Origin of the sequence: Loigolactobacillus binensis, assembly GCF_005405165.1 — a bacterium.
Taxonomy (GTDB): Bacteria; Bacillota; Bacilli; order Lactobacillales; family Lactobacillaceae; genus Loigolactobacillus; species Loigolactobacillus binensis.
The window spans coordinates 1-14,302 of record NZ_BJDN01000042.1 but is presented as its reverse complement, the minus strand read 5'-3'; the positions used below and the strand labels follow the sequence as shown (position 1 = coordinate 14,302).

At 41.0% G+C, this 14,302-nt stretch carries 11 protein-coding genes; 10 read left to right on the top strand and 1 reads right to left on the bottom strand.

Annotated features, from left to right (window positions below):
* Positions 1-463: 463 nt before the first annotated feature.
* A complete protein-coding gene (locus FFM78_RS12960; protein WP_137638817.1) occupies positions 464-1,174 on the bottom strand; it encodes a glucosamine-6-phosphate deaminase in 711 nt (236 codons plus the stop codon).
* Positions 1,175-1,391: 217 nt separating this feature from the next.
* Here FFM78_RS12960 and FFM78_RS12955 point away from each other — a divergent pair, with 217 nt between their 5' ends.
* The 10 genes from FFM78_RS12955 to FFM78_RS12910 all read left to right on the top strand — a co-directional run bounded on the left by FFM78_RS12955 (position 1,392) and on the right by FFM78_RS12910 (position 14,132).
* The gene (locus FFM78_RS12955; protein ID WP_137638816.1) at positions 1,392-3,185 is read left to right on the top strand and encodes a PTS mannitol transporter subunit IIBC; all 1,794 of its coding nucleotides are present in this window, start codon (positions 1,392-1,394) and stop codon (positions 3,183-3,185) included.
* A gap of 59 nt (positions 3,186-3,244) precedes the next feature.
* Positions 3,245-5,353 (top strand): BglG family transcription antiterminator, encoded by a 2,109-nt coding sequence (locus FFM78_RS12950; RefSeq protein ID WP_223877092.1) that lies wholly within the window; start codon positions 3,245-3,247, stop codon positions 5,351-5,353.
* A complete protein-coding gene (locus FFM78_RS12945) occupies positions 5,350-5,793 on the top strand; it encodes a PTS mannitol transporter subunit IIA (protein WP_137638815.1) in 444 nt (147 codons plus the stop codon). The genes FFM78_RS12950 and FFM78_RS12945 overlap by 4 nt, the downstream gene beginning before the upstream one ends.
* Position 5,794: 1 nt before the next feature.
* A complete protein-coding gene (locus FFM78_RS12940) occupies positions 5,795-6,949 on the top strand; it encodes a mannitol-1-phosphate 5-dehydrogenase (RefSeq protein ID WP_137638814.1) in 1,155 nt (384 codons plus the stop codon).
* A gap of 154 nt (positions 6,950-7,103) precedes the next feature.
* The gene (gene croR, locus FFM78_RS12935) at positions 7,104-7,793 is read left to right on the top strand and encodes a response regulator transcription factor CroR (RefSeq protein WP_137638813.1); all 690 of its coding nucleotides are present in this window, start codon (positions 7,104-7,106) and stop codon (positions 7,791-7,793) included.
* Positions 7,794-7,819: 26 nt separating this feature from the next.
* Positions 7,820-8,971, top strand: coding sequence for a sensor histidine kinase (locus tag FFM78_RS12930; protein WP_137638812.1), 1,152 nt, complete (start codon positions 7,820-7,822; stop codon positions 8,969-8,971).
* A 68-nt stretch (positions 8,972-9,039) separates the two neighbouring features.
* Positions 9,040-10,293, top strand: a complete 1,254-nt coding sequence (locus tag FFM78_RS12925; protein ID WP_223877091.1) for a serine hydrolase — start codon at positions 9,040-9,042, stop codon at positions 10,291-10,293.
* A gap of 316 nt (positions 10,294-10,609) precedes the next feature.
* The gene (locus FFM78_RS12920) at positions 10,610-12,157 is read left to right on the top strand and encodes a UDP-N-acetylmuramoyl-L-alanyl-D-glutamate--2,6-diaminopimelate ligase (protein ID WP_137638811.1); all 1,548 of its coding nucleotides are present in this window, start codon (positions 10,610-10,612) and stop codon (positions 12,155-12,157) included.
* Positions 12,157-13,419 (top strand): carboxylate--amine ligase, encoded by a 1,263-nt coding sequence (locus FFM78_RS12915; RefSeq protein ID WP_137638810.1) that lies wholly within the window; start codon positions 12,157-12,159, stop codon positions 13,417-13,419. The genes FFM78_RS12920 and FFM78_RS12915 overlap by 1 nt, the downstream gene beginning before the upstream one ends.
* On the top strand, positions 13,419-14,132 hold the full coding sequence (locus FFM78_RS12910) for an aspartate/glutamate racemase family protein (protein WP_137638809.1): 714 nt from the start codon (positions 13,419-13,421) through the stop codon (positions 14,130-14,132). The genes FFM78_RS12915 and FFM78_RS12910 overlap by 1 nt, the downstream gene beginning before the upstream one ends.
* Positions 14,133-14,302 lie beyond the last annotated feature (170 nt).

Genomic DNA, 14,302 nt, shown 5'->3' with positions numbered 1-14,302 from the left:
CGGGTTTTGCCAATAAAAATCACCTCACCAATTATTTGATGAGGTAATCATAACTTGGATTTAGTTAGTTTGATAGTCGGTCAGTTATTTGGTGCTTACAGCGGTTCAGTGGTTCGCGTAACAACGTGTAACAATCGGATCATTGTCCAAGCACATAGCTAGGTTTTAAAGGATCATGATCCAACCACATATACACATGCAGAGGCAATATACAGTCGTCGTGCTTACCGCAAGTTAGGCACACATGATTTGTTAGACTATATTTTGGGCACCCCATGTTATCCATATTCCGTGTGTTTAGGCGCACTTATTTGGCTTAACATTAAACAGATCCATCACGGCCATGGGGTAAAGTATGTGGCAACAATTGGCTTTCGTGTTCTTTAGCCAGCGGCCAAATAAATTATGGTATTAAAAAAACGTTGCCTCGTCAGACAACGCTTTTTGTATCATTTAGTTTAAATTATTTATTGCTTAATTTAGCAGCAGCAGCTTCGTCGACAATGACGGTAACATTGTCTTTCTTTTGTAAAATACTAGCTGGGCAATCTGGTGTAACTGGTCCTTCGATCAGGCCTTTAACTGCATCAGCCTTTTCAGTGCCCCAGGCCATTAAGATAATGTTGTGAGACTTCATGATTGAACCAATACCCATTGAATAAGCAAATTTAGGTACATCTTCTTCATGTTCAAAGTTACGTGAGTTAGCTTCAATAGTAGATTCAGTCAAAGCAACTTTACGAGTTTGGGCATCAATTGGTGAACCAGGTTCATTGAAGCCAATATGACCATTACGACCTAAACCTAAAACTTGTAAATCAATTGGGTTGTCAGCGATTACTTTGTTATAACGTGCTGTTTCTGCGTCAGCATCTTTAGCTAAACCGTTAGGAACGTAACTTTTAGCAAAAGGTTTAGCATCAAATAAATGCTTTGCCATAAAGTAATGATAGCTTTGATCGTCTTCTGGTGCTAAACCAACGTATTCGTCCAAGTTAACGGAAGTCATTTTAGTGAAGTCAACATCGCTGGCAATTAAGTCCTTATACATGGTTTCTGGTGTACTACCAGTTGCTAAGCCTAATACCTTAGCACCATTTTTAACGGCATTGATTACCATATCTGCTGCTTTACGGCCGCCTTCAACTTGATCTTTAACAATAATTACGTTCATTACGTTAGAACCCCTTTTCATCAATTATCTTACCTTTATTGGTATAGTCCAATTATAAATCGGATTGAAAAATAGTCAAGACTTTTGCTTGGTTTTTCTAAACTAAAATATAGTAGGTTTAGAAATGGCACACTTTTCTGTGCCAAAGTTCTGGTTGCCGTTATCCCTGTAAGCGCTACAATGAATTTATAGAAAAAAGAGAGGAGCGTTTTAAGCTATGGAAGCGACAGCAAATAGTTCCAAAAAGAAAACTTCACTTAAAACGAGAGTCCAACGTTTAGGCAGTGCATTATCGAATATGGTACTGCCAAACATCGGGGCATTTATTGCCTGGGGACTTATGACAGCTTTATTTATTCCAACCGGTTGGTTACCTAATGCGGATTTAGCCAAAATAGGAACACCGATGGTTACTTATTTATTGCCATTATTAATTGCGTATTCCGGTGGTAAAGCCGTTGCGGGCCATCGTGGCGGTGTTGTTGGTGCAATTGCAACAATGGGGGTCATTGTTGGTGCTAATATTCCAATGTTTATTGGTGCGATGGCCTTAGGTCCTTTAGGGGGCTGGTGTATTAAGAAGTGGGACGATCACGTTCAACCACACATTCGTCAAGGCTTTGAAATGTTAGTTAATAATTTCTCAGCCGGTATTATTGGCATGATCTTAGCTATTATCGGTTTTTATGCGATCGGCCCAGTGGTATCAACGGTCAGCGGTTGGTTAGCAACTGGTGTTGACTATATTATTTCAATTCATTTAATTCCATTGGCTAACGTCTTTATCGAACCAGCCAAAATTTTATTTTTGAATAATGCAATCAATCAAGGTATTTTGACGCCATTAGGAATTCAAGCAGCTGCCAAAGCTGGTAAATCAATCCTGTTCTTATTGGAACCAGATCCAGGTCCAGGCCTTGGTGTATTGTTAGCCTTCGCCTTGTTTGGTAAAGGTAATGCTAAATCATCTGCACCAGGTGCAATTATTATTCAGTTCTTAGGTGGGATTCATGAAATTTACTTCCCATATATTTTAATGAAACCGATGTTATTCTTGTCTGTTATCGCTGGTGGTGTTACTGGTACGTTTACATTTAACATGTTAGGTGCTGGTTTAAAGGCTTCACCATCACCAGGTTCAATTATTTCTATCTTATTGATGACACCAAAAGGCTTAGGTAACTTTGCCAGTGTCTTGCTTGGGGTTACTGCCGCAACGGTTGTTTCGTTCTTAGTCTCAATGGTTATCCTACGGCGGGATAAAACACCAGAGGTTAGTCTAGAAGATAGTCAAGCACAGTTGCAATCAATGAAGAGTAGTGCAAAGGGTACTGATACTAAAGATGCCAAAGCAATTATGGCTGGTGGTACAGTTAATAAGATCATCTTTGCTTGTGATGCCGGAATGGGTTCATCCGCAATGGGTGCCTCTATTCTACGGGATAAGGTGAAGAAGGCCGGTTTAAACCAATCAGTTACTAATACTGCTATCAGTAATTTGAAAGACGAACCTGGTTTGTTAGTAGTTACGCAGGAAGAATTAGCTGATCGGGCCTTGAAACAAACGCCGAATGCCGTGCATGTTGCGGTTGAGAACTTCTTAAATAGTCCCAAGTATGATGAAATCATCACTAGTTTGAAGACTAAAGATGTCACTTCGACTGATGAAGCGGTTGTGCCAAGTACGCAAGCTGCTCCAGCAGGGGATAGCGACTATGCTGTTGATTTCAGCCAAGTTCAAGAAGTTAACTTTGTACATCATGATCAGAATGTTGGTTCAGCAACGATGGCGATGGCAACTTTCCGTAGTGCTTTACGTAAAGCCAATAAGGAAATTCCAGTTAAAAACGTCGCTGTCAATGAATTAAACGATCAAGCACAAGTTTTGGTTTTAGCTAGCAAAGAAACGGCTAAGCGGATCAAGAGTCAATTTGGTAATTTACAAATTATTGTGGTTGCAAACCTGTTAGATGACGCAGAGTATGCTAAAATTATCTCGAAATTAAAATAAGCGCGTTCAAAAGCGGTGGACTATAAGCCGCTTTTAAACGTTGCCAGAAGGGTTGGTTAATGGTGTATTTTTCCAATCGTGAAGCAGAGATAATTTTCTTATTACTACGGCAGGATACAGGTTTGACCCGAGAGGATCTATCCAAAAATTTAAATGTTAGTCGGCGAACGATCTACCGTGAACTATCTAGTTTGGAGTCCACGTTGGCGCGGGTGCAGATTCAGTTGCTTAAGCAGCAAAATCGTTATCGATTAGTTGGTGAACCAGCGGCTTTGAAAAAATTAAAGCAGCAGATCACCACTGCAGAGCATCCGGAATATTTTGATGTTCATCGGCGACAAAGTGCAGAAACATGCCGTTTACTATTGCGGGATCAAGTAATTACTATGAAACAGCTGGCCGATGAGTTTGGTGTGAGTGTGCCCACGATTTCTCAGGATCTAACGGCAATTGAAACAATTTTAACCGATTATCGACTTCAATTAGCACGTAAGAAAGCGCAAGGGGTGCAGGTAACTGGCAAGGAAAGTAATCTGCGCCGGGTCCTAAGCGGGGTACTGAATAGTGAAATTAACGAGTATGAGTTTTTTGAGTATTTGGAACAACGGCATTTATCAGTGACGGAAACCGAGTACAGTTCTCGCTACTTCATCAAATTATTGGAGCCGACTTTGTTGGCTACCAGCTATCAGGCCATCAAAAAATATCAGCGGCAATCATTAAGCCAATTTTCTGACAGTCAACTGCAGCAATTGATCATTGTGTTGACGATCTCAGCAATGCGCATCGCGGCTAAACAGACGTTAAATGAGTTAAAGCACGTTGATAAAAATGAATTATTTAAATATCAACAGGTGGCGATTGATATTTTTAATCAATTTCCGGCGTCGATTCGTGATCACGTTAATTTGTTGGAGTTGGAGTTTTTAGCTTTACAGATTCAAGGGATGAGCTTTGCACTACCTAAGAACGTATTATTGGAGAACTACGATTTGGCATTATCGTACCAAATTCGTGAATTAGTTCAGAATGTTTCCACTGCTTTTAAGTGGGAATTCCGGCAGGATGATCAGCTATTTACTGATTTGATGGCGCATTTAGCGGCTGCATTAAAACGATCGCATTCACAATTACCGGAGTTGAACAACCCAGTATTACAGCGAATCAAAACCGAATACGCACAACTATACAAAATTGTGGCGCGGGCTTTGAAAACTGTTTTCCCACAAACCGAATTTATTGACAGTGAGGTGGCGTACGTGGTGATTCATTTTGCATCTTCCTACGAAAAACGCGTCAAACGCTCTAGCCTATCTGCGCTGGTGGTTTGTGCTAACGGAATCGGAACTGCTAAGATTTTGGAAACACGGTTGCGCAAAAATATTCCTGAACTAACTAAAATCCACGTTTCGCGAGTAGCTGATCTTAATCATTTGGATCCCAATCAATATGACATTGTGTTATCGACGATCGTATTACCGGGGTTCCCACTGAATTATAAAATGATCAGCCCACTATTGCTAGAAAGTGAGATCAAAGAAATTAGTGAGTATTTACAAACGTACTATGGCAAGGTAGAACCTAAGTCAACGGTGGCGCAACCGCAGTTGAATGAGCGAGCGCAAGATTTTAAATCGGCGTATGAAGTGATGAAAACGGCTAATGACATTTTGGAGCGAATCACGGTACAAAAAATTGTTAACACAGATCAGGATCTACTGGCTACATTAGGGCAGATCACAACTAGTTTGAGCGGGGTAATCTTAACCGAGCCACAACGGATCGCCGATAAGTTGCTGAAACGAATGCAGCAGGCGCCAGTGGGCATTCCGGATTCACCATTGGCTTTGATCCACACAACGGATCACAGTATTAAACGGCCGTTTTTCTCGATTTATGATTTAAGCACGCCGTTAACGATCACCGCAATGGATGGTCAAACCATTGCTTTGACTCGAGTGCTCTTAATGCTCGGACCAGAAAAAATGACTTTTGCAGAAAATAGTTTGATGGGCAAAATTAGCGGTTCAATCATCGAAAGTGATTTGAACTTGGCTATTTATAAAACTGGTAGTCAGCAGATCGTTTATCAGCTGGTCAGCAGTTTGTTCTTAGACGAAATTAAGTATCTCAACCAACAATCGATAGAAAAGGGTGACCTTGAGTGAAGGGATTAGACGAAAAGCTGATCAGCATCAATCAATCAGTGAAAACCAAGGAAGATGCCATTCGCATGGCTGGTCAATTATTAGTTGACAATGGAAACGTTGACGCACCGTACATTGAATCAATGTTGGCGCGTAACCGGGATGTATCCGTATATATGGGTAATTTCATCGCCATTCCCCACGGTACCGAAGACGGCAAACAATACATCAAGGAAACAGGCATTTCAATTGTCCAGTTACCTTGGGGAGTTGACTTTGCTGACGATCCAGCAGATGAAAAATTAGTCACTGTAGTCTTCGGTATCGCTGGCCTAAACGGTGAACATCTACAATTATTGTCACAGATTGCATTATTCTGCAGTGACATTCATAATGTAGAGAAGTTAGCTGATGCACAATCAGCGGCTGAAATTATAGACTTATTGAAAGAGGTTGAGTAGTGTGAAGGCAGTACATTTTGGTGCAGGTAATATTGGTCGTGGCTTTATTGGGGAAACTTTAGCTGCAAATGGATTTAGTATTGATTTTGTTGATGTTAATAGCACAATTATCAATGCTTTGAATCAACGGCATGAATATGATATTGAATTGGCAGCTGCGGGCCATGAAAAAATTCATGTTGCTAATGTTGATGGTTTAAACAATAAGGATCATCCAGAAGCAGTTGTTGCTGCGATCGAAAAGACTGATTTGGTAACGACCGCCATTGGGCCTAAGATCTTACCTTTCATCGCACCATTGATTGCTGATGGTATCAAGGCACGGGCCAAGGCTAATGACGAAACTAAATTAGATGTGATTGCTTGCGAAAATATGATCGGTGGTAGTCAATTCTTAAAAACTGAAGTTTACAAACATTTAGCCGGTGCTGACAAAGATTATGCCGACAGCTACGTTGGTTTTCCTAATGCGGCCGTTGACCGAATCGTGCCATTACAACATCACGAAGATCCTTTGGCGGTTTCTGTTGAACCTTTTAAAGAATGGGTAGTCGACGAATCACAAATGGCCCGTCCAGAAATCAAGTTAGATACAGTTGTTTATGTACCTGATTTGGAACCATATATTGAACGGAAATTATTCTCCGTTAACACAGGTCATGCAACTGTTGCCTACACTGGCAAATACAAAGGTGATACTACTATTGGTGAAGCGATTGCGGATCCAGAAATCTTCAAGCAATTGCAAGGTGCCTTAGCAGAAACACGCGACTTGTTAAGCCATAAATGGGACTTTACCGTTGAAGAATTAAAGGCTTATCAAGATAAGGTTGCGGCGCGTTTCCAAAACACTTATATTTCCGATGATATTTCTCGTGTTGCTCGGACACCAATTCGTAAATTAGGTTTTGACGAACGTTTCATTCGCCCGATTCGCGAATTAAAAGCGCGCAACTTAAACTATGATGTCTTGTTGGATACTGTTGGCATGATCTTCACTTATGATGAACCAAAAGATGAAGAAAGTGTTAAGTTACAACAACTATTAAAAGACAATGACCTTACAACGGTGATCAAACAAGTGACTAAATTGACTGATGATGATTTGATCGCGGCTATTGCTAAAAGCTATCAAGCTAAATTAGCCGCTAAATAAAGCGGCTGTTTCTGAGAATTGTCCTGAAAAGGGCAATTCTTTTTTTATGCGCCGATTTTAAAGAAAAATCAAGATTAATTTGCTACACTAAGAACAGTTATGTCCGTATAATTAGTAGTTATAAATAACAGCCTAAATTTAGGAGGCCCAGGTCATGAAGATTTTAGTCGTTGATGATGATAAAGATATCGTTGAGTTATTAAGTATTTATATTCAAAATGAAGGGTATACCCCGCTTAAAGCTTATGATGGTAAAGAAGCGCTAACTAAGTTAGCCACTAATCCAGATACTGCGTTGATGATCTTAGACATTATGATGCCGACGATGGATGGGATGGAAGTTGTCCGCGAAGTTCGTAAAGATTCACAGATTCCGATTTTAATGTTATCAGCTAAAACTGCCGATATGGATAAAATCCAAGGTTTGATCAGTGGGGCCGATGATTATGTTTCTAAACCCTTTAACCCATTGGAGGTAATGGCCCGGGTCAAGTCGTTATTGCGTCGTAGTCAACAGCAAGTGACTAACGCAACACCAGATGTATTAGAAGTTGGCCCGTTGGAAATCAAAAAAGATTCCCATGAAGTCGTGACGCTAACCGGTCGGCAAATTCAATTAACGGCGTTGGAATTTGGTATTTTATATTTACTGGCCAGTCATCCGAACCGGGTCTTTTCTGCTGATGAAATCTTTGAGCGGGTTTGGCAACAAGAAAGTATTGTCTCCGCAAAAACTGTGATGGTCCATGTCAGTCATTTGCGAGATAAGATCGAAGAAGCCACTGATGGTGAAAAAGTGATCCAAACCGTTTGGGGCGTCGGCTATAAAGTCGAAGCGCATTAGGTTTGCTAGTGGAGGCGGAACGAAAATTGAAATTAACCGGCCGGGAGAAAAGCGCTTTATTCATTGAAGGCGTGGTGACGGTGATTTTACTATTACTGTTAAATTTATCGGTGATCGTGATTTTAAATCAAGCTATTCAAAATAATCAGGCTCTAAACGATGGTATTTTTCAGATTAAAAATGCCATTGCAATTGGGCCGAATGGCTTTCATTTGATGAGTTGGCAAAATATTTTCACGTTTTTTATGCTGCTTTTTGATACAGCGGTGGTGTACTGGCGGTTAATTCGCCGCTATCATCAAATGCAGCTCAGTCATGTTATTGCCGAATTACATTACATTGCGGATGGTCATTTTGAACACCGAATTCCGTTTAAATTAAGCGGTGATCTCCAGCGGGTGATTTTGAGTATCAATGCACTAGTGGATTCTACAGTGCAATCAATGGCTGAAGAGCGTAAAATCGAAAATTCTAAAGATGAATTGATCACTAATGTTAGTCACGATATTCGAACGCCGTTGACCTCGATCATTGGTTATCTAGGCTTGATCGAGGAAAATCAATATAAAAGTAATAAGCAATTATTGCAATACGCCCATATTGCCTTTGATAAGGCCAAGCAAATGCAAAGCCTAGTTGAAGATTTATTTGAGTACACGAAGGTTAGACAAACGACGACGCCTTTGACAATTTCGCAATTAGATATGGGACAAATGTTGGAACAGATTGCGGCTAGTTTCGAACTTGAGGCGCACAAGAAAAATATGCAGATCAGTGTTGATTATCGACCGAACCCCTTGATTATGTCCGCGGATGCGGAGAAGTTAAGTCGGGTTTTCAATAATTTGATCAGCAATGCTTTAAAATATGGAACTGGTGGTCACCATATTTATTTATCGGCGATCGCGCACGGTCAGGAAGTGGTTATCAAAGTTGCTAATGATGGTAAGCCGATTCCGCACAATGCTTTGACACAACTATTTGATCGTTTTTATCGAGTTGAAGAATCACGCTCAACAGCAACAGGTGGTACGGGTCTAGGTTTGGCCATTGCCCAAAGTATTGTTTCGCTGCATGATGGGGAAATCTATGCTACTTCGGAGCAGCATTTAACTAGTTTTGTAATTCGCTTGCCTTTGCAACATGGCGAAAAATTACCAGCACGAACCACTAAGTAAGGTGGTTTGTTATAGGCTGATAATGGTGTCCATATAATTGGTATTTGTGTTGAAGTAGAGGAGAAATTATGTTTAAGAAAGTTATGATCCGGGTTACGTTAATTTTTGGTTTATTATTGGGCAGCACAGCGCCAACTTTAGCCGCAACCACTGTGGACGCTAAGGCAGGCTTGGCGGTGGATGCTCAAAGTGGCCAAATTTTATTCGATCAAAATGGCAGTAAAGTCCTACCGATCGGCTCGATGACTAAGTTATTAACGGTTTATTTGACCTTAAATGCGATCAAACAAGGTAAAATCAGCTGGGATACACAGGTACCGGTCAGTTCATTAGCTTATAAATTGACTAAGAACACGGAATTAACTAATGTACCGCTAACGGAAAATAGTAAATACTCAGTGCGTGATTTATATGATGCGGCGTTGGTCCAGTCGGCTAATTCGGCGGCAATGCTTTTAGGTGACGCTTTTGCGGGTTCACAAACTGCGGCAGTTAAGCAGATGCGTGCGCAATTACAAAAGTGGGGCATTAATGATGCGCAGATTGTTAATCTAAGTGGACTGAATAATAGTTACTTGGATGGGGATATTTATCCGGGCTCGACAAAAACGGATGAAAACAAAATGTCAGCTCAAGATATGGCACTTGTTGCCCAACATTTACTAAAAGCCTTTCCTGAAGTTCTGAATACCACCAAACAAACAAGTATGGCGTTTGCTAAGGGGACTAGTTCGGCCACTACGCTAAAAACTTGGAATTATATGTTGCCAGGTCAAGCTGCTGCGGATACTAATTTGGCCGTTGATGGTTTAAAAACGGGAACCACTGATTTGGCTGGTGCTTGCTTTACTGGTACGGTTAAAAAAGATGGGCGGCGAATTATTACGGTGGTTATGCACGCCAATCAAAATGATACCAATGCTAATGCGCGTTTTATTGAAACGGCAAAAATTATGAATTCGGTTTATAACACCCAAAGCTATCAAACTTTGGCTAAAGGAACCGCGCCAAGCAATCAGGCGCGATTGCCGGTGAAATTGGGTACACAGACGAATACGTCGGTTGGTTTAGCTGCTACTGTTGGTTTCTGGTTACCGAAAACACAACACGCAAAATTAAATTATAAGGTGACAACTAAAACGCCGTTAAGTGCGCCAGTTACTGCTGGTCAAAAAGTTGGGACTGCGCGGCTTAAAACGGCGGTCGCTTTACGTTATTTGCCAGGCCAAACACCAAAGGCTGTTGAGATAACAGCACAAAAGTCGATCAGTAAATTAGCTGGTTTTGCGTTGTTCAAGGCACAAATAGCAGATTTCTTTTAAACAAAGCAAGTCAAACTGACAACTATGATGTTGCCAGTTTTTTTATCATTACCTTTTGGTGCTGCAGGCGTGGGTATCTCTAACTAAACATTTTCCAAATAATTGCGGCGTCGGCCTCTAGTATGATTAGCCATTGCATGCTACACTGAAAGGCGATGATACTGTTAGGCTTTATCGCTTTTGTGCTATAATTAAGGGATAAATTTTGTGAATAGCAGTGGCCAACTAGTTCCTCGCACTTAGTGGTTGAGCTAGGTTACAGTCACTGTTTAACCAAACTTAAAATGAAAAACGTAAGAAAGAGGCAGTTAATCGTATGCAGTTACAATTTGCCGAAATAACTAACTTACTGAAAGAACACCAACTATTACTTAAGGCGGTGATCCCGGATACAATTACGCCGGCTGTAAGCGCAATTGCTTATGATTCACGCAAATGTAGTGCGGAATCACTTTTTTTCTGTAAAGGAGCCTTTAAGCCAGAATACCTGACGGCGGCACGTCAAAATGGCGCCAGCGCCTATATGGCTGAACAAGAATTTACTGAAGGTGCTGGGCTAGCGGCTTTTATTGTCACCAATATTCAAAAGGCAATGGCTTTGATCAGTGCAGCTTATTTTGATTTTCCGCAAAATAAATTATTTATTATTGCGTATACCGGAACCAAAGGTAAAACCACGTCAAGTTATTTTACGCATAATATTTTAAAAACGGCCACTAATAATCAAACGGCATTGTTCTCAACAATTGATCGAATTGTTGGCCCAAAACCTGAACAAGAATTCAAATCACATTTGACGACACCGGAATCATTGGATCTGTTTCACGATATGCGCACGGCTGTTGATTCAGGGATGACGCATTTAGTGATGGAAGTTTCGTCGCAAGCTTATAAAAAGAATCGTGTTTACGGGCTTCATTTTGATGTTGGGGTTTTTTTAAATATCACACCGGATCATATTGGCCCGACAGAGCACCCGAACTTTGCCGATTACTTACATTGTAAATTACAATTATTAGTCAATTCACGGATCTGTGTGCTCAATGCCGAAACGGATCACTTAAATGAAGTTTATCAGGCTGCACAAACGACTAGTCAGCCGGAGGATATTTACTTGTTTGCTAAACAAGATTTCCAACCAAGTCGCGCTTTACCGCCGATTGATTTTCGGTATCAGAGCGAAGAAGCGGATTTAATGGCTAGTCAGTTTACACTGTACGCCAAAACGGATAAGGCCCGGGCCTTAAGTGCAAATGGCCAATACAAACTTAGTCTGCCAGGAAACTTTAATGAAAGTAATGCTGTGGCGGCTGCGATCACTGCTAGTCTGGCCGACGCGCCGACTACAGCGATCCAAACGGGTTTGGCGATGGCCTATGTGCCAGGGCGGATGGAGTCGTTACAAACGACGGCCCATGGCACCATTTATGCTGACTATGCGCATAATTATGCGAGTATGAAGGCGCTACTTAGTTTTCTTGAAGGGCAGCAGCCAAACGCCAAGGTTATCGTAGTTGTTGGTAGTCCGGGTAATAAAGGTGTTTCGCGGCGTGCTGGTTTCGGTAAAGTTTTGACCGAATATGCTGACGTGGCGTTTTTGACCGCCGATGATCCTGGATTTGAAGATCCCTTAAAAATTGCTCAAGAAATCGATGCACATATTGACCACAGCAAAGTTAAGGTTACGATTGAAGTAGACCGCAAAAAGGCGATCACCGCAGCAATTACCGCTAGTACCGTTAATGATATTGTGGTATTAGCTGGTAAGGGTGATGATGCCTTTCAAAAGGTCAATGGGGTAGATACACCGTATCCAACTGATATGGTCATTGCCAAAGAAATAGTGAGAGGATTGCAAGCATAATGGATAGTGAGATGGATTTTATTCCCGTACTTTTAGGGAGCGACATCAACGTTTACGGGATGGCACGGGCTTTTTATGAACGTTATGGTATTAAATCGACCGCATACGCTAGTATACAATTCGCACCAACCAAGTACAGCAAAATCGTTAATGTTGAAACTTTTCCTGGCTTTAATGAAGATCCAGGTTTTATTGAAAACATGACCAAAATTGCTAAACGGTACGAAAATATCAATAAAAAGGCCGTTTTGATCGCCTGTGGTGACGGTTATGTGGAACTTGTTTCTAAACACAAGGCTTTTTTGGAGAAAACTTTTGTAGTTCCTTACGTTGATTATGATCTAGTGGAAAAATTGATCAGCAAAGAGGCTTTTTATGAAATGGCTGATCGCTATGATTTACCGCACCCACTGACTCAGATCATCAGTAAGGCTGATTATGAAAAGGGCGTTGCTAAAATCAAGGTTCCCTATGAATATCCAGTGGCCCTAAAACCGTCTAATGCAGTTGAATGGTTAGATATTCAATTTGCTGGTCGTAAAAAGGCATTTCGCATCAAAGACCGGGCCGAATTTGACGATATCGTTAGTAAAATTTATGATCATGGTTATACCGCTGATCTGATTTTACAGGACTTTATTCCTGGCGATGATAGCAATATGCGCACATTGAATTGCTACGTTGATCAATATCATCACGTTAAGCTGATGTGTTTAGGCCATCCACTTTTAGAAGATCCTACACCAGCAGATATTGGTAATTATGTGGCCATTTTGCCAGAATACAATCAGGCGGTTTATGATCAGATCCAGCACTTTTTGGAAGCCATTAATTTTACTGGTTTTTGTAATTTTGATATGAAGTATGATCGGCGGGATAAAACTTTTAAATTATTTGAAATTAATTTACGTCAAGGGCGTAGTAGCTTCTTTGTCACTTTAAATGGTTATAATTTGGCCGAATATGTGGTGGAAGATCGGGTGACTGGTGCGCTGAAGGACAAGCCAACGGTTTACGCTAATCAAAATGAAGGCCAACAGAAGTTATGGCTCGGTGTGCCAGTTAAAGTCTTTAAGCAGTATGCACGTGATAACGCGGATAAAAAGCGAGCCTTGGCTTTACTAGCTGCTAAGCGCTATGGCACGACGGTTTTCTTTAAGCAAGATATGAGCCCTAAACGTTATGTGTTGCAAAAATATGCTTTCTATCTTTATAACGGCCGCTTCAAGAATTACTTTAAGGAAAATAAGGGGGACATGTAATGCGTCACTTCTTTTCAGTTTTAGGTGGCATGGGGACAATGGCCACCGAAAGTTATATCCGGATTTTAAATCAGCGAACCCCAGCGAAAAATGATCAGGATTATTTGAATTATATTTTAGTCAATCACGCCACAGTGCCTGATCGCACGACTTATCTATTGGATCACAACCAGCCTAATTTTTTGCCTGATTTGTTAGAAGACGTTAAACAGCAGAATTTATTAAAGCCTGATTTTATGGTGATGGTCTGCAATACCGCACATTATTTCTATGATGAATTAGCCGCGGCCAGTGATGTACCGTTCTTAAATATGCCGGAAGAAACGGTTAAGGCGCTGCAAAAGCGGTATCCGCAGGCTAAAAGAATTGGGTTAGCCGCGACGGCTGGGACGATCAGTAGTCAGGTTTACCATAAATATATTGCTGCAGCTGGATTGACCGAAGTAGATCCTACGCCAGCAATTCAAGAAAAAATTAATCGGCTGATTTATCAATCGATCAAAGAAGAGCGCGGTGCAGTTGATGCGCCACTTTACCACGAGATCTTAGCCGATATGCTGCATGATTTACACGTTGATGTAATCATTCTTGGTTGTACAGAATTATCCTTAGCCCAGGAAAAGGCACCTAATCATGATTATCCAGTTGCTGACTCACAGTCGATCATTGCTGATCGGAGTTTAGCGTTAGCACTAAAATTACGTCAAGCCTAAATAAAAGCCCTGCAGATCAATTTCTGCAAGGCTTTTATTAATGCAAAAAACTAAATTTACGGCTGTTAAGGGTAAGCACCCAATAACAGACCGACTATAAATAGCGTATCGGCCGCGGTATGATAGCCTCATCATAAGAAATGGTGAGGTGTTTTTATGCTCAATAAACC

What these genes read in the sequence shown, in the direction of transcription:
- FFM78_RS12950 (WP_223877092.1), top strand. Translation starts at nt 3,245, where the DNA reads ATGGTGTATTTTTCCAATCGTGAAGCAGAGATAATTTTCTTATTACTA.
- FFM78_RS12920 (WP_137638811.1), top strand. Translation starts at nt 10,610, where the DNA reads ATGCAGTTACAATTTGCCGAAATAACTAACTTACTGAAAGAACACCAA.
- FFM78_RS12955 (WP_137638816.1), top strand. Translation starts at nt 1,392, where the DNA reads ATGGAAGCGACAGCAAATAGTTCCAAAAAGAAAACTTCACTTAAAACG.
- FFM78_RS12925 (WP_223877091.1), top strand. Translation starts at nt 9,040, where the DNA reads ATGTTTAAGAAAGTTATGATCCGGGTTACGTTAATTTTTGGTTTATTA.
- FFM78_RS12910 (WP_137638809.1), top strand. Translation starts at nt 13,419, where the DNA reads ATGCGTCACTTCTTTTCAGTTTTAGGTGGCATGGGGACAATGGCCACC.
- FFM78_RS12915 (WP_137638810.1), top strand. Translation starts at nt 12,157, where the DNA reads ATGGATAGTGAGATGGATTTTATTCCCGTACTTTTAGGGAGCGACATC.
- FFM78_RS12960 (WP_137638817.1), bottom strand. Translation starts at nt 1,174, where the DNA reads ATGAACGTAATTATTGTTAAAGATCAAGTTGAAGGCGGCCGTAAAGCA.
- croR (WP_137638813.1), top strand. Translation starts at nt 7,104, where the DNA reads ATGAAGATTTTAGTCGTTGATGATGATAAAGATATCGTTGAGTTATTA.